The 17,929-nt window shown below is 69.8% G+C and carries 13 protein-coding genes and 2 tRNA genes; 12 read left to right on the forward strand and 3 right to left on the reverse strand.

All coding sequences use genetic code 11. The annotated features are described in order from the left end of the window. Nucleotides 1-68: 68 nt before the first annotated feature. The gene (locus JEQ17_RS38015; protein WP_003959770.1) at nucleotides 69-482 is read right to left on the reverse strand and encodes an SsgA family sporulation/cell division regulator; all 414 of its coding nucleotides are present in this window, start codon (nucleotides 480-482) and stop codon (nucleotides 69-71) included. Nucleotides 483-673: 191 nt separating this feature from the next. Here JEQ17_RS38015 and JEQ17_RS38020 point away from each other — a divergent pair, with 191 nt between their 5' ends. The 7 genes from JEQ17_RS38020 to JEQ17_RS38050 all read left to right on the forward strand — a co-directional run bounded on the left by JEQ17_RS38020 (nucleotide 674) and on the right by JEQ17_RS38050 (nucleotide 9,724). Beyond that, nucleotides 674-1,108, forward strand: coding sequence for a TIGR02611 family protein (locus tag JEQ17_RS38020; protein WP_200401934.1), 435 nt, complete (start codon nucleotides 674-676; stop codon nucleotides 1,106-1,108). A 69-nt stretch (nucleotides 1,109-1,177) separates the two neighbouring features. Beyond that, nucleotides 1,178-1,249, forward strand: a tRNA-Val gene (locus tag JEQ17_RS38025). A 1,815-nt stretch (nucleotides 1,250-3,064) separates the two neighbouring features. Beyond that, nucleotides 3,065-4,354, forward strand: coding sequence for an ABC transporter substrate-binding protein (locus JEQ17_RS38030; protein WP_200399472.1), 1,290 nt, complete (start codon nucleotides 3,065-3,067; stop codon nucleotides 4,352-4,354). After that, nucleotides 4,354-5,325, forward strand: coding sequence for a carbohydrate ABC transporter permease (locus JEQ17_RS38035; RefSeq protein WP_200399473.1), 972 nt, complete (start codon nucleotides 4,354-4,356; stop codon nucleotides 5,323-5,325). Before JEQ17_RS38030 ends, JEQ17_RS38035 begins: the two co-directional genes overlap by 1 nt. After that, a complete protein-coding gene (locus tag JEQ17_RS38040) occupies nucleotides 5,322-6,233 on the forward strand; it encodes a carbohydrate ABC transporter permease (RefSeq protein WP_200399474.1) in 912 nt (303 codons plus the stop codon). Before JEQ17_RS38035 ends, JEQ17_RS38040 begins: the two co-directional genes overlap by 4 nt. Nucleotides 6,234-6,240: 7 nt before the next feature. Then, nucleotides 6,241-6,849, forward strand: coding sequence for a hypothetical protein (locus tag JEQ17_RS38045; RefSeq protein WP_200399475.1), 609 nt, complete (start codon nucleotides 6,241-6,243; stop codon nucleotides 6,847-6,849). Nucleotides 6,850-6,976: 127 nt separating this feature from the next. After that, nucleotides 6,977-9,724, forward strand: coding sequence for an exo-rhamnogalacturonan lyase family protein (locus tag JEQ17_RS38050; RefSeq protein ID WP_200399476.1), 2,748 nt, complete (start codon nucleotides 6,977-6,979; stop codon nucleotides 9,722-9,724). A 103-nt stretch (nucleotides 9,725-9,827) separates the two neighbouring features. Here the strand turns inward: JEQ17_RS38050 and JEQ17_RS38055 are convergent, their stop codons facing one another. Further along, on the reverse strand, nucleotides 9,828-12,350 hold the full coding sequence (locus JEQ17_RS38055; protein WP_200399477.1) for an SCO7613 C-terminal domain-containing membrane protein: 2,523 nt from the start codon (nucleotides 12,348-12,350) through the stop codon (nucleotides 9,828-9,830). Nucleotides 12,351-12,449: 99 nt separating this feature from the next. Between JEQ17_RS38055 and JEQ17_RS38060 the strand changes: the two genes are divergently transcribed. Both JEQ17_RS38060 and JEQ17_RS38065 read left to right on the forward strand, forming a co-directional pair. Continuing rightward, nucleotides 12,450-12,911 (forward strand): SRPBCC family protein, encoded by a 462-nt coding sequence (locus tag JEQ17_RS38060; protein WP_200399478.1) that lies wholly within the window; start codon nucleotides 12,450-12,452, stop codon nucleotides 12,909-12,911. A gap of 49 nt (nucleotides 12,912-12,960) precedes the next feature. Next, a tRNA-Val gene (locus JEQ17_RS38065) sits at nucleotides 12,961-13,032 on the forward strand. A gap of 63 nt (nucleotides 13,033-13,095) precedes the next feature. Here the strand turns inward: JEQ17_RS38065 and JEQ17_RS38070 are convergent. After that, nucleotides 13,096-13,821, reverse strand: coding sequence for a 3'-5' exonuclease (locus tag JEQ17_RS38070; protein ID WP_200399479.1), 726 nt, complete (start codon nucleotides 13,819-13,821; stop codon nucleotides 13,096-13,098). A gap of 168 nt (nucleotides 13,822-13,989) precedes the next feature. On the opposite strand from JEQ17_RS38070, the gene JEQ17_RS38075 reads away from it, so the two are divergent. The 3 genes from JEQ17_RS38075 (at nucleotide 13,990) to thrS (ending at nucleotide 17,907) form a co-directional block, all read left to right on the forward strand. After that, entirely contained in the window at nucleotides 13,990-14,556 is a 567-nt protein-coding gene (locus tag JEQ17_RS38075; RefSeq protein WP_143635449.1) for a DUF4365 domain-containing protein, read from the forward strand. Beyond that, on the forward strand, nucleotides 14,553-15,776 hold the full coding sequence (locus tag JEQ17_RS38080; protein ID WP_200399480.1) for a hypothetical protein: 1,224 nt from the start codon (nucleotides 14,553-14,555) through the stop codon (nucleotides 15,774-15,776). The genes JEQ17_RS38075 and JEQ17_RS38080 overlap by 4 nt, the downstream gene beginning before the upstream one ends. A gap of 154 nt (nucleotides 15,777-15,930) precedes the next feature. Next, nucleotides 15,931-17,907, forward strand: coding sequence for a threonine--tRNA ligase (thrS, locus tag JEQ17_RS38085; protein WP_200399481.1), 1,977 nt, complete (start codon nucleotides 15,931-15,933; stop codon nucleotides 17,905-17,907). Nucleotides 17,908-17,929: the final 22 nt, after the last annotated feature.

Consider the following 17,929-nt stretch of genomic DNA (forward strand, 5'->3'; position numbering starts at 1 on the left):
GCGGTTGTCTGAGCCCGAGCCGTCTCCCCGAGTGGACGGCGCCGGGCGGCTTGGTGCGGAGTCTCGTCCTAGCTTTCGGCCAGGATGTGCGAGAGCTCCGTGTCGAGATCGAAGTGCCGGTGTTCCGTGCCAGGGGGCACGGCGGCATCTGTTCGCTTCAGGAACGACTCCAGGGCCCGCGCCGGGGCCTCGAGCAGGGCCTCTCCCTCCGGAGAGCTCAGGGCGATGCACACGACGCCCTGACCGTGGCTGCGCGACGGCCAGACGCGGACGTCGCCGGTGCCGGTGGGCCGGTGCAGGCCCTCGGCCAGTAGGTCGCGGGCGAACACCCACTCGACGGTCTCTTCGGCTCCGGTGTGGAAGGTGGCGTGCACGGCGTAGGGATCGGCCGTGTCATACCGCAGTCCTGCGGGAACAGGCAGTGAGGACTCGCTCGACACAACGAGGCGCAGGTGCAGCTCGCAGCTGACCGTGGTGTTCATAAGCGCCAGGGCCTTTCGCTCAGTGTGCGCTCGGGGATTCGCACGTCGGCGAAATCGACATGCCACCTACGGTGCCGTTGTAAACCCCTCTGAGTGTTTTGCGTGTCTTTAGGTAGCTCATCCGGCCGAGTGCTCGTTCGCGGAGTACCACCATTCCGGTGACCGGTTTCCGTCGGGTAGGGTTTGGCCGTATGAATACGGGGAGTGACGAAACGGGGGAGGCCGTCGCGGCGGCCGATGGAACGAAGAGCGAGCCGGCGCTCGGATCACGTGCGCCGGAATTCATCAAGGCGCGACGGGCGCTGCACCTGAGCTGGCAGGTGGGCGTCTTCATCGTGGGCCTCGCGGTCGTCGTGGCCGGCGTGATCATGCTGCCGCTGCCCGGACCGGGCTGGTTGGTGATCTTCGGGGGCATGGCGATCTGGGCGACTGAGTTCGTCTGGGCGCAGCTGGTGCTCCGCTGGACGAAGCGCAAGGTCACCGAGGCGACACAGAAGGCCCTCGATCCCAAGGTGCGGCGCCGCAACATCATCCTGACGACCATCGGGCTGGTGATCATCGCGGTGCTGGTCGGGATCTACGTCTGGAAGTTCGGCTTCGAGATGCCGTGGAAGATCAAGGAGTAACAGCCCTCCGCACCCTTCGAAGGCGGTCGGAGGCACCCCCTGACATGGGGTAATCTTCTCCGTGCGCCCGGGCGATTAGCTCAGCGGGAGAGCGCTTCGTTCACACCGAAGAGGTCACTGGTTCGATCCCAGTATCGCCCACCGTATCGATTGGCGGCCTGGTCCACAGAGCACGTGGACCAGGCCGCCAATCGCTGTTCCGGCACGCGATTGAGGCTGGCCGGGGCCCGCTTACCTGCACTCCAGGCGCGGGTTCTGGCCGGAGCGGAGGTTCCGGTGCCGCGGTTGGGAGGAGTGGGCTTAGCTCCGCTGTTCCCGGGGGCGGACACCTGCGTGGATTCCCGGCGGCGGACGCGTGCCCGGGGCCCCGCAGGGGGCACGGGCGGGGGACTCTCGGAGAGGACCGGTCCAGACGCAGACGGGGCCTCTCGGAGAGGGCCGGGCCGGAAAGACGCCTGCCTGCGACTCCGCGAAGTGGCGTCGGCCCCAGGCTTCTCGCTGACGGCGCCCGACTGCCATGCCGCGAGGTGGGCGCCGGCCTGGGCTTCCCGGTGAGAGCACCCGGTCGCAGCCTGGCGGAGCGACGCTGAGTCCGGGCTCCACGGAGGCGCCCAACTGGAGCTCTGTGGCGTGCCATGGCGCCCAGGCTTCCCGGGGTGGACGGCTGGCCGCGATTCCACGGAATGGACGCGGGCCTTGGGCTTCCAGGTGAGGGCGCCAGGCTGCGGCTTCGCGGAACGATGCTGAGTCCGGTCCTCGCGGAGAGGGCGCTGAGCTGCGGTTTTGTGGAGCGGGCGTTGAGGCGTGGCGTCCCGGGCTGGACGCTGAGCTCGGGTCTCTTGGGAGGCTGCGTGGGCGAGGTCTCGTGGAGTGGACGTTGAGCCTGAGCCTTCCGGCGTCGATCTTGAGTTCGGTCCTCTCGGAGGGGGAGCCTGGACGAGATTACGCGGAATGGATGTTGGTCCGCGCTTCTCGGAGCGGACGCCCGGCTGTGATTCCGAAGGGCGGACGCTGGGCCTGGGCTTCCCGGCATCGGCACTGTGCTCGGGCCTCGCGGACGGGGTGCGTGGACGAGGTTTCGCGGAGCGGGCGCTGGCCCGGGCTTCCCGGAGCGGATGCCTGGTCGTGATTCCGCAGACTGGACGCAGGGCTTGGCCTTCCAGGTGGGGCGCCAGGCTGCGGCTTCGAGGAGTGGTGCCAGGTCCGGGCCTCGTGGAGGGGCGCTCAGCTGCGGTTTCGTGGAGCCAGCGTTGGAGTGTGGGCCTCGCGGAGCGGACGCTAGTCGGCGCTTCTCGGAGTGGACGACAACCCGAGGCTCCCTGGAGCGGCTGCGCATCCCGGCTCCCCAGTGACCAGCGAACGCCCGACCACGTTCCAGCGGCTCAGTCACCGTGAGATCCCCAGCCCCGGGCGCACCACCCCAAGCCGCCCCACCACCCCCACCCCAAGCCCCATCAGGGGCGCGGGGAACTGCGCGACCAGCCACAACGAACCGGCACCCGAAAGACCACACAAGCCGCCCCCACCCGAACAACATGCCTGCTCAAACCCATCGCGCCCGCAACAGCCATCCCAACAGCCCCCCCGCAGCCTCCCGACCGCCCCGGCATCACCGACCCCCGGTCACCAGCCACACCCACCGCCGCACCCACCGCCGCACCCAGCCCCACCCCGCCAACTCCCCACCCCACCCCCAACATTCACCCCACCCCACCCCTCCCGAATCCAGCCCGTCAAACCCCGTTCGACCACCCGACCAACCCCACCCCACCTGCGCACTCACCCAACACCCCCGCCACATCACCCCAGTTCACGCCGTCGCGCGAGCGACCCCGTTCACGCCGATTCCTGTCCGAATCATTGACGCCCACCAAGACCCTCCGTACCTTGTGCCAGCAAGCGCTTACTTGAAACGATTCATGGCAGCGGACAGCTACGTCGCGGGGAGGCCCGACTGTGGGAGACAACGGGAGTGTTGAGAGGCGGACGGTCCTCAAGGCGGCCGGAGCGTCGCTGGCCACGCTGGGGCTGGCCACGACGACGGCCTGCGGAGGAGACAGCGGCGGATCGGGCGACGGCACCGTCGAGATCCGCTTCGCCTGGTGGGGCGCCGAGGAGCGGGCCAAGCGCATCAACCAGACCATCGCGCTCTTCGAGAAGAAGTACCCGAAGATCAAGGTGAAGACGGACTTCCAGGATTACGTGGCCTTTTGGGAGAAGTTCCAGACCCAGGCCGCGGGCGGAAATCCGCCGGACGTATTCCAGAACGCTGTCGCATTCCTGCGGAAGTACGACAAGAGAAGTGTTCTCCTCGATCTCAAGTCCCAAGTGGACGCCGGAAATCTGAGCCTCAAGAACTTCCGCGCCGGAGTCGAGAAGGTCGGCGAGGTTGACGGAAAGCTGCTCGGCATACCCGTCGGCTCCAACACCATGTCGTTGGTCATTGACGAGAAGGTCTTCGAAAAGGCGGGCGTCAAGCCCGAGCAGGGCTGGACCTGGGACGAGTACTTCGACGCCCTCGAAAAGATCCGCAACAAGCAGAAGGTGTCCGGCGACACCGGCTACTTCGGGATCATGTACCTCTACGACCTCTATCTGCGCCAGAACGGCAAGGCGTTCTTCACCGAGGACGGACTCGGCTTCGAGGAGACCGACCTGACGGAGTGGTGGACGGACGCCTACAACCGCGTCAAGGCCGGGATCATCACCGACCCGAAGAAGATCGAGCAGCTCAAGCCCAAGTCGGCGCTGGCCTCGGGCGACGGCGCGTCCGAGTTCACGTGGGACAACTTCACGGTGCGCTACACCACGGAGGGCGACAGCACGTACGGGCTCGCGCCGATCCCGACCACCGACGGCAAGGAGACCGGCCAGTACCTCTCCTCGCTCATGCTGAGCGGCTCCGCCCGGACCAAGCACCCGAAGGAGGTCGCCCAGTTCATCGACTTCATGGTCCACGACCCCGAGGTCGGCAGGATCATGGGCTACGACCGCGGCATCCTCGCCAGCACCGAGCAGTTCGACGCGTACAAGCCGACCGACGCCCCCAACAAGGCGATCGCCCAGTACGAGGAGGACGTCGCCGCGGCCGGAGTCCTCGGGACCATCACCCCCCACCCGGCGGGCGCCGACACCGTCGAAGCGGCCTTCCTGCGCATCGCCGCCGACATGTCCCAGGGCAAGACCAAGGTCTCCGACGCGGTGAAGCAGTTCTTCTCCGAGGCCGAGTCCGCGCTCGCCGCCTGATGGGAACCGCAGTGACGACGCTCATCAAGGACTCTCCGCCGGATGCGCCCGAGAAGCGTCCCGGTGCCCCCGCCGCCGTCAAGCGGCGGGGCCGCCGGGAGAATCTGGCCGGCTACCTCTTCATGTCCCCGTGGATCGCGGGCTTTCTGCTGCTGACCGCGGGGCCCATGGCCGCCTCGCTCTATTTCGCGTTCACCGACTACAACCTCTTCGACTCCCCGCAGTGGATCGGCTTCGACAACTTCACCAGGATGTTCGACGATCCACGGTGGCAGAAGTCGGTGGAGGTGACGGCGAAGTACGTCGTCATCGGAACGCCGCTGAAGCTGCTGCTCGCACTCGGCGTCGCCCTGCTGCTCGCGCAGAGCCGGCGGGGCCAGGCCTTCTACCGGGCGGCCTTCTACGCCCCGTCGCTGATCGGCGCGAGCGTGTCCGTCGGCTTCGTGTGGCGCGCGCTCTTCTCCGACGACGCCGTCGTGGACCGTACGCAGTCGTTCTTCGGGTGGGACGTCGGCGGCTGGGTCGGGGACCCGGACTGGGTGCTCTACAGCCTGGTGGCGCTCACCGTCTGGCAGTTCGGGGCGCCCATGGTGATCTTCCTCGCCGGACTCAAGCAGGTGCCCAAGGAGCTGTACGAGGCGGCCGAGGTGGACGGCGCCGGACCGTTCAAGCGGTTCTGGAGCATCACCCTGCCGATGATCTCCCCGGTGCTGTTCTTCAACGTACTGCTGGAGACCATCCACTCGTTCCAGATCTTCGGCTCGGCGTACGTCGTCTCCAACACCAGCTGCGGACCGGCCGACTCCACGCTCGTCTACACCTGCTACCTGTACCAGAAGGGCTTCAAGGAGGCCCAGATGGGCTTCGCCTCCGCGATGGCCTGGATGCTGCTGCTCGCCGTGGCCCTGGTGACAGCGGTCCTCTTCTGGTCCCAGAAGCGGTGGGTGCACTACGAGGAGGCCTCCCGATGAGCACCACCACGACCACGACCGCGGCCACCCCGCCCACGACCCCGGCCACCCCGCGCAGGTCGCCGGACCTCGGGCGAAAGCGGACCGGGTCGCTCGCCTGGCACCTCGGCGCCCTGCTGGTCCTCGCGGTCGTCCTCTACCCCGTCATCTGGGTCCTCGGCGCCTCGTTCAAGCCCAGCCGGGAGATCATCGGCAGCCTGGAGCTCTTCCCGACCAGCCCGATCCTCCAGAACTTCAAGGGGCTCGCCGACGGCATCGCGGACATCTCGATCGCCACGTTCTTCGAGAACTCCCTCTTCTACGCGCTCGGCTCCGTCGTCGGCATCCTGATCTCCTGCTCGCTGACGGCGTACGCCTTCGCCCGCATCCGGTTCGCCGGGCGCAATCTGATGTTCTCGCTGATGATCGGCACGCTGCTGCTGCCGTACCACGTGCTGCTCATCCCGCAGTACGTGATGTTCCAGAAGATGGAGCTCATCAACACCTATGTACCGCTGCTGATCGGCAAGTACCTGGCGACCGAGGCGTTCTTCGTCTTCCTCATGGTGCAGTTCATGCGGAACCTGCCGAAGGAACTGGACGAGGCGGCGCGGCTCGACGGCTGCGGGCATCTGCGGATCTACTGGTCGATCGTGCTGCCGCTGTGCCGTCCGGCGCTCATCACCAGCGCGATCTTCACCTTCATCAACGCCTGGAACGACTTCATGGGCCCGCTGATCTACCTCAACGAGCCCGGCAAGTACACCGTCTCGCTGGGCATGATGATGTTCCGCGACCAGGAGGGCGTCGCCAACTACGGCGGCATGATCGCCATGTCGCTGGTGGCGCTGCTGCCCGTGCTGGCCTTCTTCCTCGCCTTCCAGCGGTACCTGATCGACGGTATGGCGACCTCCGGGCTGAAGGGCTGAGCAGGTCATGACCCAGACGCGCACGAAGGCTCGTACGGCCGCCGCTTCCAGGCGTGAATCGGTCTTCGCCGAGCGGTTCGCGCTGTTCGCCGAGTGTCTGCTCACCGGGGTGTGGATCGCGGTCGCCTCACTGCCCGTGGTCACCTATCCCGCCGCGTTCGCCGCCGGGTCCCGGCATCTTCGACGGCGTACGGCCCATCTGGGCGGCGGCTGGCGGGAGTTCGTCGCGGACTACCGGTCGGCCCTGCGCGGCGGGTGGCTCGCGGGACTCGCCGGGTGGGCCGCGGCCCTCGCGGTGTGGGTCGACGTCCAGGCCATGCGTGCCGGGATCCCGGGCGGCCCGGTCGTCGGGGCCGTCGGTCTGTTCGCCCTGATCGGACTGGTCGTCGCCGGGCTGCGCGCGGCGGCGGTCTGGGAGCCCGGCGCGTCCTGGCGGGAGCTGCTCGGGGCCGCTGGGCGCCGTACCGTCCTCGACCCCGCCGGGTCGTTCCTGCTGGTCGGCGGGGTGGCCGTGGTGGCCTGCTCCGCCTGGTTCGTCCTGCCGCTGGCGGTCCCGGTGCTCGGGGCCGTCGCGGCGGCGGCCCTCGCCGTGGAGGAGCGCGGCCGGCACCGCTGAACCGACCGTTCAACAGCACCCGTCACGCGCAGATGTACACAAGGTCGGCGTCCGGCGCCGCGCCTGTCTCTGTCATGCCCCTGACTTCTCTCATGCCCCTGACTTCCCCGCACGGAAAGGAAAGGCCATGTCCCCCATCCCTCGCAGGTCCCTCCTCAAGGCGGCCGCCGTCGCCGGAGCCGCCGCCCAGTTCAGCTGGGCCCTGGGCGCCCAGGACGCGCAGGCCGCGCCGAGAGCCGAGGCCGCCGACGCGGACCCGGTGACCCTGGACTGGCTGGAGGACGGCGGCCTCGGCGCCGCCCCCGGCTCGACCGTGGGCGTGCCCTGGCCGAAGGGCGCGTACGAGAAGGAGCAGACGTTCGCGCTGACGGACGGAGACGGCAAGGAGGTGCCCGTCCAGTCCTGGCCGATCGGCTACTGGCCGGACGGCTCGCTGAAGTGGACGGCACACGCGGTCGGGCCGGGCGCTGGGAGCGGCAAGCTCACGCTCGCCGCGGGGGCGTCCGCCGCGCCCGCCAAGAAAGTGACCGTCGACAGGCGCGGCGGTTCCATCGACGTGTCCACCGGTGTCATCACCGCGAAGATCGGCAAGAGCGGCTCCACGCTGGTGAAGTCCGTGCTGCGCGGCTCGGCGGAGATCGCCAAGGACGGCCGTCTCGTGCTGCTGCGGCAGCCCGAGATCGAGGACGGCGACCAGGGTGCGGAGAAGTACGAGCGGTTCGAGAGCGTCATCAGTGAAGTCGAGGTCGAGCAGGACGGGCCGGTCCGCGCGGTCGTCCGTATCGACGGCAAGCACCGCAAGGGCAGCCGGAGTTGGCTGCCGTTCTCGGTCCGGCTCTACTTCTACGCGGGCGCCGAGTCGTTCCGGATGGTGCACACGATCACCTTCGACGGCACGCAGGAGCCCGGCAAGGCCAGTGGTGACTTCATCCGCGGCATCGGCGTCCGGTTCAAGGTGCCGATGCGCGACGCCGCGTACGACCGGCACATCCGTATCGGCGGCGAGGGCACCGGTCTGCTGCGCGAGGCCGTCAAGGGCATCACGGGTCTGCGCCGGGACCCGGGCGCGGCCGTGCGCACCGCCCAGTTCGAGGGCAAGAAGCTGCCCGACCCGTCGACCTGGGACCAGCGGGTGACCACCCGGCTCCAGTACATCCCCGAGTGGGGCGACTACACCCTCTCCCAGCTGTCCGCGGACGGCTTCGGCGTGCGCAAGCGCACCAAGAAGGGCCACGGCTGGATCCCCGCGGGCGGTGGCCGGCGGGCCAGCGGCTTCGGGTACGTGGGTGGCGCGAGCGGTGGACTCGCCTTCGGGCTGCGGGACTTCTGGGAGAAGTTCCCCGCCCAGCTCGACATCCGCGACGCCCAGACCGACGAGGCCGAGGTCACCATGTGGCTCTGGTCGCCCGAGGCGCAACCCATGGACCTGCGCTTCTACCACGACGGCATGGGCCAGGACACGTACCCCGAACAGCTCGAAGGCCTCAACATCACCTACGAGGACTACGAGCCCGAGTTCGGCACGCCCTACGGCATCGCCCGTACCAGCGAACTCCTCTTCTGGGCCCACGAGTCGACACCGAGCGCCGAGGCGATGGCCGAGCAGGTGGCGGCCGTCCGCACCCCGGCGCAGCTCGTCGCCCCGCCCCAACACCTCATCAAGGCAGGCGTGTTCGGGAAGCTGTTCTCCGCGCCGGACCGCTCCACCGCCGCCAAGGCGAAGATCGAGGACCACCTCGACTTCCTCTTCACCTATTACAAGGACCAGGTGGAGATGCGCCGTTGGTACGGCTTCTGGGACTACGGCGACATCATGCACTCGTACGACCCGAGCCGGCACCAGTGGTGCTACGACGTCGGCGGCTACGCCTGGGACAACTCCGAGCTCTCGCCCGACCTGTGGCTCTGGTTCGCGTACATGCGCTCCGGCCGCGCCGACATCTTCCGCTTCGCCGAGGCCATGACCCGGCACACCGGCGAGGTCGACGTCTACCACCTCGGCAAGTGGGCGGGCCTCGGCACCCGGCACGGCGTCCAGCACTACGCCGACAGCGCCAAGCAGCAGCGCATCGCCAACACCACCTACCGCCGCTACTACTACTTCCTCACCGCGGACGAGCGCGTCGGCGACCTCATGCACGCCAACGTCGACTCCGACGAGACGTTCCTCGTCCTCGACCCCATCCGCAAGATCCGCACCGAGCCGTACGAGCCGGACCGCAACGCGCTCTCCATCGGCTTCGGCACCGACTGGAGCGGTCTGGTCTCCGCCTGGCTCACCGAGTGGGAGCGGCGCGGCCCCAAGTGGGAGAAGGCGAAGGCGCGGGTCCTGTCGACGATGGAGACCATCGCCGCCCAGCCCAACGGGTTCGTCCAGGGCAGCGCCCTGTACGACCTGGACACCGGCAGGTTCGCCGTCGCGGACAAGGCCGTGGTCGGCGTCTCGCACCTCTCGGCGATGTTCGGCCTGGTCGAGCTGAACGCCGAGCTGCTCGACCAGATCGACATGCCGAAGTTCAAGGAGGCATGGCTCGACTACTGCCGCTACTTCAACGCGACCAAGGCCGAGCAGGCCGCGCGCTATGGGTCCAACTTCGGCTCCCTGCTGCTGTTCCAGGGCCACTCACGTCAGGACGCCTATGCCGCCGTCCAGTTGGGCGACGACGCGCTGGCCGCGCGGGCGTGGCGGCAGTTCTACAACAGTGCCGACACGTGGGACTACAAGGAGTCGACGGACTGGTCCACGAAGGAGGTCGACGGGCCGACCGGCTTGGTCTCGGGCAGTGAGGCGTCGTGGGTTTCGACCAACACGACGGCGTTGTACGGGTTGGCGGCGATTCAGAATCTGGCGTTGGTGGGCGACAAGATGCCGTGACGCTCCGCTGGGGGCGCGGGATTTGTCTGCGGGTCCGGTTGTGGCTGGGCGCGCGGTTCCCCGCGCCCCTGACGGGCGCGCCCCCTGACGGGGCGCGGCGCCGTCAGCGCATCCTTCCCAGGACGTCTCGGACTCGGCGGGCGTCCTGTAGGCGCTGTTCGTAGGTCGCGCCCAGGGCGAGGAGAAGGAGGCCGGCCAGGGCCGGCGGTGCCCAGCGGGGTACCGCGCCCATTGCCTGGGCTATGTACGGGGCCAGTTCGTGGAGGGCGACCAGGGTGAGGGTGGCGCCGCCCAGGACGAGCAGCGCCTGGAGGCGTTGCCGGGCGCCGATGAGGGTGACCAGGAGTGCCGCCGTGCCGAGGAGTAGCGGGCGTGGCCAGTCGAGGTCGCCCCATGCCGCGAGAAGGCTCGGCAGCAGGGTCACCGACAGGCCGGGCCCGTAGGCCGTCCAGGACGAGGTCTCCGGATCCCGCCGCCTGCGGACGAACCCGACGACCAGCGCGGGCACGGTCACCGGCAGGGTGTACGCCTCGGGCGAGCCGACCTCCCAGGACGCCAGCCGGACCCAGGTGGCCAGCACGAACAGGGCCGCCGCCGCGTAGCCGACCTGCCTGCGGTCCGGCCGGACCGCCGTGCCCGCGGCGATCACACCGCACAGGGCCAACACGAGGGCGAGCATGGGCGGTTCCATGAACGCGAGGCCGATCGCCACCAGTGCGGCGACGGCTCCCGTGATCTCGACGGACAGGGTCGGCGTCGCGTCCTTGAGCCGCGCCGCAAGCAGCGCGGCCGCGGCAGGCACCAGCAGGACGAGCAGCGCGACGTGGTGCGGCTGCCAGTCCAGCGACGCGCCCGTCGCGCAGGCCAACGCGGTGGCGTACGCGAGGGACGCGGCGGCCGAGACGGCCCGGATCTCGTGCCTCTGCCGGGCGGCGACCGCCGCGAACAGGGCCGTCAGGCCCCCGAGGACGGCCAGGGTGGCCGCTTCTGCGGCCAGAGAGAGTGCGAGGAGGTGGAGAGAGGTCAGGAGCGCCAGGCTCAGGGCGGTCAGGGTGATGGGGGAGGGGCGGGTGTGGGCCGTAGGTTCCGTCGGGCGTGTGGGGCCGTCGTCGGGCAGGTGTGCGTGACGGCTGTACGTCGCGGTCGTCAGGGCGGCGGCAGTCACCGCGCCCTGTGCCAATAGGGCTGCCAGGTAGGGGAGTCCGAGCGTGGCGGGCAGGACGAGGGCGGTGGCCCAGGTCAGGCCGAGTGCACCGCTCAGGGCGACGGATCGGTGCGGCCCGCCCCGGAACGTAAGGGCCAGGACCGCCGCTACCGCGGCCAGCACCAGCGGAGCCGTCTCGGTGTTCGGCGGCCAGGGCGTGGAGACCGTCACCGCGTCCCGGGCGCCCGAAGGCGCACCGGACCACACGTGTTCCGCCCAGCCGACCGGGCCCGCGAGGACCACGGCGACGAGGGGCAGGGCCCATGCCACGGCGAGGGCCTGCACACTTGCGGAGGACCATCGCAGGCCATGGCGTACGGACTCCGGCAGCCGGGTGCCGCGTACCGCCAACAACGCGACGCCGCACAGCAGATAGCCCGGAACGGTCCAGGAGTCGGGCAGCATCGAGCGGAGCACGCCGCCCGCCGCGGCGACGGTGATCAGGCCGCCGGTCAAGGAGAGACCGGGGGCGGCCTGCGCGGCGGGGGCACGCCACGCGGCCCCCAGCGCGATCGCTGCGGCGAGGGCGAGGAGCGCCGCCGCACGGGCGGCGGCGCTCGGACCGGTGGCCTCCCACGAGAGCCAGCCGGCCGCCAGAACGCCCCAGGCGCCCGTCCCGTACGCGCCGACGGAGGCGACGACACGTACGGACCGCACGGACACCGAGAGGGCCACGACCGTGTCGAACGCGGCCGTCACCAGCAGCGCCGCCGTGATCGTGTGATGTCCCGCGTCAGCCGCCATCACCCAGAGCAGCAGCGGGAGTTGAGCTGTCGCCATCGCCGCCGGGAGCGGCAGACGCAGGGCGCCGAGCGAGCGCCCGTAGGCCGCCCACAGCACGGCCAGGAGCGCGGTCGCGGCGGCCGCGTACCCGGTGCCGTCCACCTCCGGGAGGGCGACCTCGTGCAGGGCGTAGGCGTCGAGCACCGTCAGTACCAGGCCGAGGCCCGCCACCGATTCGGCCGTCGAGCGGAGCCCGCGCCTCAGCAGCGGCACGGGCGCGGCGAGCGCGGCGAAGGTGACCGCGCCGAGGACCGCCGCCCGTCCCGCGATGCCCATGTGCCCCCAGCTGACCAGCGTGAACGCGATCGCCGCGACGGTCAGCAGGACGCCGCCGAGCACGAGCAGTACGTTCTGGACGCCGGGAGCCGTGGCCTCGGGCCGCCGGGGGTGGGGTGCGGGTGCCGACCAGACGGCCGGGGTCTGTGCCGGTGCCTGGGCCGGTGACTGGACCGGACCCCAGGCCGGGGCCGGAGTCTTGGCCGACCGGAGCACGCCGAGCAGCCAGGACCGGCGGGCCAGCAGCTGGGCCCTGCGCGCGTCCAGTTGCCGCAGCTCGTGGTCGAGGATCCGCAACTCCTCGGCCGGTGGCGGAATGTTCGTCATGCTTCGGAGTGTGGTCCGGGTCACGCCGTACGGCATGAGCGCACGTACTCAGGACGTACTCAGATCCGGACACCCCGAGGCGTGGACGTGCCGGGTCCGCTCACCGGCCGGGCCGCGGACCGGCAGACTCGGCGCATGGACTGGACGCACTACCGCTTCCGCAGCCTGTGGAGTCTCGCCGCCCCGCTCGGCGAGGTCTACGACGCGCTGGCCGACGTCGAACGCTATCCGCGCTGGTGGCCGCAGGTGCGCGAGGTGACGCCTCTCGACGCGAGCAGCGGCGTCCTGCGCATCCGCTCGGTGCTGCCGTACGACCTGGTGTTCACCGGGCGCGAGGTGAGGCGCGATCCGGCGGCCGGGGTCCTGGAGATCGTGATGACCGGCGACGTGGACGGCTGGGCGCGGTGGACCCTCGCCACCGAAGGGACCGGCACCCGCGCCCGCTACGACCAGGAGGTCCAGGTGACCAAGCCGCTGCTGAGGCGGCTCGCCGTGCCCGGACGGGCCGCGTTCCGCGCCAACCACGCGCTGATGATGCGGGCCGGACGGAAGGGCCTGGTCGCGTACCTTCGCGGCACCCCTTCGCGCGAACCGTGAAGCGGTTTGAAGGAAACGCGAGGAGACCTGTATTGTTCAGTGCGTTCCCGGGCGATTAGCTCAGTGGGAGAGCGCTTCGTTCACACCGAAGAGGTCACTGGTTCGAACCCAGTATCGCCCACCGGGAAAGGCCGGTCCGTCACAGACGGACCGGCTTTTTTGTTCGCTGCCGACGGGTTGCGGCTCAGGCCGCCGCCGACAGTTCGGGGCGCAGCGGCCACGCAGGATCGACCGCCTCCTCCGTGCCGCTGCGCGCGAACCACGCCTGGAGGCCGCGCGCCTGGGCCGCGTGCCAGACGGCCTGCAGCGTGTGCAGCTCGGCCGCCGAGAGCCGTTCGAGACGCGTCGCGAAACGGCGCCCGACCGCCCTTACGACCTCCAGCGAGGCCTGTGCGTCGGCCGCCGCGTCATGTGCTCCCGTCAGCTCCACGCCGTAGTGCGCGCAGAGGTCCGTGAGCGTGCGGCGGCCCTTGCGGTAGCGGTCCAGGTGTTTGTCGAGGACCCGCGGGTCGAGGACGCGCAACGGCACGGTCTCGAACCAGTGGTCCAGGGAGGATGCCCGGTGCCTGCGCAACTCCCGGTCCAGGAGCGTCAGATCGAAGGGCGCGTTCATCACCACGAGCGGGCGTCCCGCCGCGCTCTGCTCGGCCAGTTCCCTGACTATCTCGTCCATCACCGGCGACGGCCAGCGGCCGTTGAGCCGGAGATGCTCATCCGTCAGCCCGTGAATCGCCGTGGCCCCCTCGGGCACCGGAACCCCCGGATTCACCAGCCAGCGGCGCACGCGCGGGCGGCTTCCGGGAGCGTCCTGGACGACGACGGCGGCCGACACGATCCGGTCGGTCTCCACGTCCACACCCGTCGTCTCGGTGTCGAACGCGGTCAAGGGGCCCTCGTACCAGCACGTCATACGCACACAACTCCTCGTTCACCTTCGGCAGTTGACGCGCCGTCCCCTGCCCTTTTTGTGATACCCGGGCTGTTTGCGCCGTACGCCGGAAGGAGACAACAGAGGTACGGGTCTTTGCAGTTCAGCGGCCCGCAGCGGGGATTCACCTGATTCGGAAGGCTGTTGGACATGGCGCTCGCGCAGCCCGAGCAGGGCGGGCTGCTGCCCCAGAGGACGGCACCGCATCGCGGCTCACTGGCCACCACGGCGTGCATGGAGACACTGCAGGTCGGTTATCTGCACGCGGTCGCGGCGGCCGCGGGCTGTTCCCTGTCCCAGCCCTTTCCGGACAACGGCATCGACTGGCACGTCAGCCACAGCGCCCCCGGGCACACGGTCGACGACGAAGTCACCATCAAGGTGCAGCTCAAGTGCACGTACCAGATCCCGCCGAACCCGCCGGGCCCTGCCTTCTCCTTCACGCTCGACAACGCCCACCTGGAGAAGCTGGCCCGCACCCCGGTCTCGGTGCACAAAATACTGGTCGTGATGCTGGTGCCCAGATCGCAGGACGACTGGCTGCGCGCCGGCCACGACCGCCTCGATCTGCGGCACTGCTGCTACTGGATCAACCTCGCCGGACACCGGATCACCGGCCGGCGCAGGACCACCGTGCGGATTCCGACCTCTCGCGTCTTCGACGACCGCGCGCTCTGCGAGATCATGACGCGGGTCGGAACGGGAGGCAGACCGTGACGCACCGCCCCACAGACGAGCCCCTACGCCCCGTCAGGCCCCACCCCGTCGAGACCCCGGGGCTCTGGGACCAGCCACCCCGGCCCGACCAGGTCGACCCGGCCGTCCTCGGTGCGCTCCTGCACCGGCACGGCTGGCAGCGCCGCGGCGGAGCCCCCGGACGGTACGGCCGCTGGACCCCACCAGGGCCCGGCGGCTCCGGCACCAGCCTGCTGGTACCGGAGAGCCGGGCCTTCCCCGACAGCGAGGACCTTCTCGCCGAAGCCCTCGTCGCGCTGTCCCGCAGCGCCTCGCCCTCCGCCCGTGACGTCCTGGTCGGCCTCGCCGTGCCCAGCGACGAGATCCGCTGGTGGCGCGATGTACCGACGGGTCCCGTCGGCGTCTCGCCGTGGACCGTCGAGGAACAACTGCGCACGGCGGCACGGCAGATGCTCCTCGCGGGCGCCCTCGCCGCGCGTGCGCGGGCCGGCTACTACGGCGCCCGCCACCGCAGGCCCGCCGCCGCGTCCCTGGAGAACGTGCTCGTCGGAGCCGCCCCCGGCGGCCGGCAGCTCACCGCCTTCGTGCCGGTCGCCACCGGCCGGCCGCTCGCCGTCCGCCTTCACCAGGCGTTGTACGCGGCCCGCGAGGCCATCGACTACAAGCGCGCGACCGGTGGCATGGACGCCTTCGACGGGGCCGTCGAGGCGGGCGTGAGCCATGAGCTCACCGAGGCGTTGGCGTCCCTGGTGCGCGGCACCGAGGGTGCCCGGATCGCCGTCGAGTGGGCGCCCGCGGCCGGTGTGCCCGAAGGGTGTGCCACGCCCGCCGAACCCGTCGAGTTCTCGCCCGGCGACCTGCCCGCGCTCCGCGAGGCCGGCGCCCGCTATCTGCGCGAGGAACCCTCCGTGCCCGTGCGCGTCACCGGAGCCGTGGTGCGGATGCGCAGGTCGGGACCGCGCGGCGAGGGGAGCGTACGGCTGCGGGTCATCGCCGGGGCCGAGGTCCCGCACGTACGGATGATGCTCGACGAGGAGTCGTACCGGATAGCGGGGCACGCCCATCTCGTCGGGCTGCCGGTGCGGGTGCACGGGCGGCTGGAGAGCCGGGGCGGATTCCGGCGGCTGACCGGGGCGTCCGGGGTGGCACCCGTGCAGGTCGACGAGGCGGAGCGGGACCGGCTGATGAAGTCGCTGCAGGAGAACCTCGACTTCTTCGAGGAGGCGTGCAGCGGGGACTGACGTTCCCCGCGGAAGCGTGCAGCGCGCGTGGGACGGCGGAGGGCGGGGGAGAGGGAACCGTTTCGCGAGGGGTGCCCCGGGCTCGGTACGATCGCCCTTGTATTACGCGTGCACCAGACGACCGCGCGCGTTTCCCTTCAGGCAGGAGAGTCCGGTGTCAGACGTCCGTGTGATCATCCAACGCGATTCCGAGCGGGAAGAGCGCGTGGTGACGACGGGCACTACGGCGGCCGAGCTCTTCGCCGGTGAGCGCACCATCGTCGCGGCCCGTGTGGCGGGCGAGCTCAAGGACCTCGCGTACGAGGTGAAGGACGGCGAGACCGTCGAGAGCGTGGAGATCTCCTCCGAGGACGGTCTCAACATCCTGCGCCACTCCACGGCGCACGTCATGGCGCAGGCCGTGCAGGAGCTGTTCCCCGAGGCCAAGCTGGGCATCGGCCCGCCGGTCAAGGACGGTTTCTACTACGACTTCGACGTGGAGAAGCCCTTCACGCCCGAGGATCTCAAGGCCATCGAGAAGAAGATGCAGGAGATCCAGAAGCGGGGGCAGCGCTTCTCCCGCCGTGTGGTCACCGACGAGGCCGCCCGTGAGGAGCTGGCCTCGGAGCCGTACAAGCTGGAACTGATCGGCATCAAGGGCTCCGCGTCGACCGACGACGGCGCGGACGTCGAGGTCGGCGGCGGCGAGCTGACGATCTACGACAACCTCGACGCCAAGACCGGTGACCTGTGCTGGAAGGACCTCTGCCGCGGTCCGCACCTGCCGACCACCCGGAACATCCCGGCGTTCAAGCTGATGCGCAACGCCGCCGCCTACTGGCGCGGCAGCGAGAAGAACCCGATGCTCCAGCGCATCTACGGCACCGCGTGGCCGTCGAAGGACGAGCTGAAGGCGCACCTGGAGTTCCTCGCCGAGGCCGAGAAGCGCGACCACCGCAAGCTCGGCAGCGAGCTGGACCTGTTCTCCATCCCGGAGCAGATCGGTTCCGGCCTGGCCGTCTTCCACCCCAAGGGCGGCGTCGTCCGCCGGGTCATGGAGGACTACTCGCGGCGCCGCCACGAGGAAGAGGGCTACGAGTTCGTCTACACCCCGCACGCCACCAAGGGGAAGCTCTTCGAGACCTCGGGCCACCTGGACTGGTACGCCGACGGCATGTACCCGCCCATGCAGCTCGACGAGGGCGTGGACTACTACCTCAAGCCCATGAACTGCCCGATGCACAACCTGATCTTCGACGCGCGTGGCCGTTCCTACCGTGAACTGCCGCTGCGCCTCTTCGAGTTCGGGACCGTGTACCGGTACGAGAAGTCGGGCGTCGTGCACGGTCTGACCCGTGCCCGGGGCTTCACGCAGGACGACGCGCACATCTACTGCACCAAGGAGCAGATGGCGGAGGAGCTCGACAAGACGCTCACCTTCGTCCTCGGCCTGCTGCGGGACTATGGTCTGACCGACTTCTACCTGGAGCTGTCCACCAAGGACCCGGAGAAGTTCGTCGGCTCCGACGAGATCTGGGAGGAGGCCACCGAGACGCTGCGGCAGGTGGCCGAGAAGCAAGGTCTCCCGCTGGTCCCGGACCCGGGCGGCGCCGCGTTCTACGGCCCGAAGATCTCCGTCCAGACCAAGGACGCGATCGGTCGCACCTGGCAGATGTCGACCGTGCAGCTCGACTTCAACCTGCCCGAGCGGTTCGACCTGGAGTACACGGGCCCCGACGGCACCAAGCAGCGGCCGGTGATGATCCACCGAGCGCTGTTCGGGTCGATCGAGCGCTTCTTCGCGGTCCTCCTCGAGCACTACGCGGGCGCGTTCCCGGCATGGCTGGCGCCCGTCCAGGCGGTCGGCATCCCGATCGGCGACGCGCACGTGGACTACCTGCACAAGTTCGCCGCCGACGCGAAGAAGAAGGGGCTGCGGGTCGAGGTCGACTCGTCCTCGGACCGTATGCAGAAGAAGATCCGCAACGCCCAGAAGCAGAAGGTGCCGTTCATGGTCATCGCGGGCGACGAGGACATGGCCAACGGCGCCGTCTCCTTCCGCTACCGCGACGGCTCCCAGGAGAACGGCATCCCGCTCGACGAGGCCATCGCGAAGATCGCGAAGACGGTCGAGGAGCGGGTACAGGTCTGATCGCGGACGCGGGCCCGATCCC

This window comes from Streptomyces liliifuscus (genome assembly GCF_016598615.1).
In the GTDB taxonomy this organism is placed as follows: Bacteria; Actinomycetota; Actinomycetes; order Streptomycetales; family Streptomycetaceae; genus Streptomyces; species Streptomyces liliifuscus.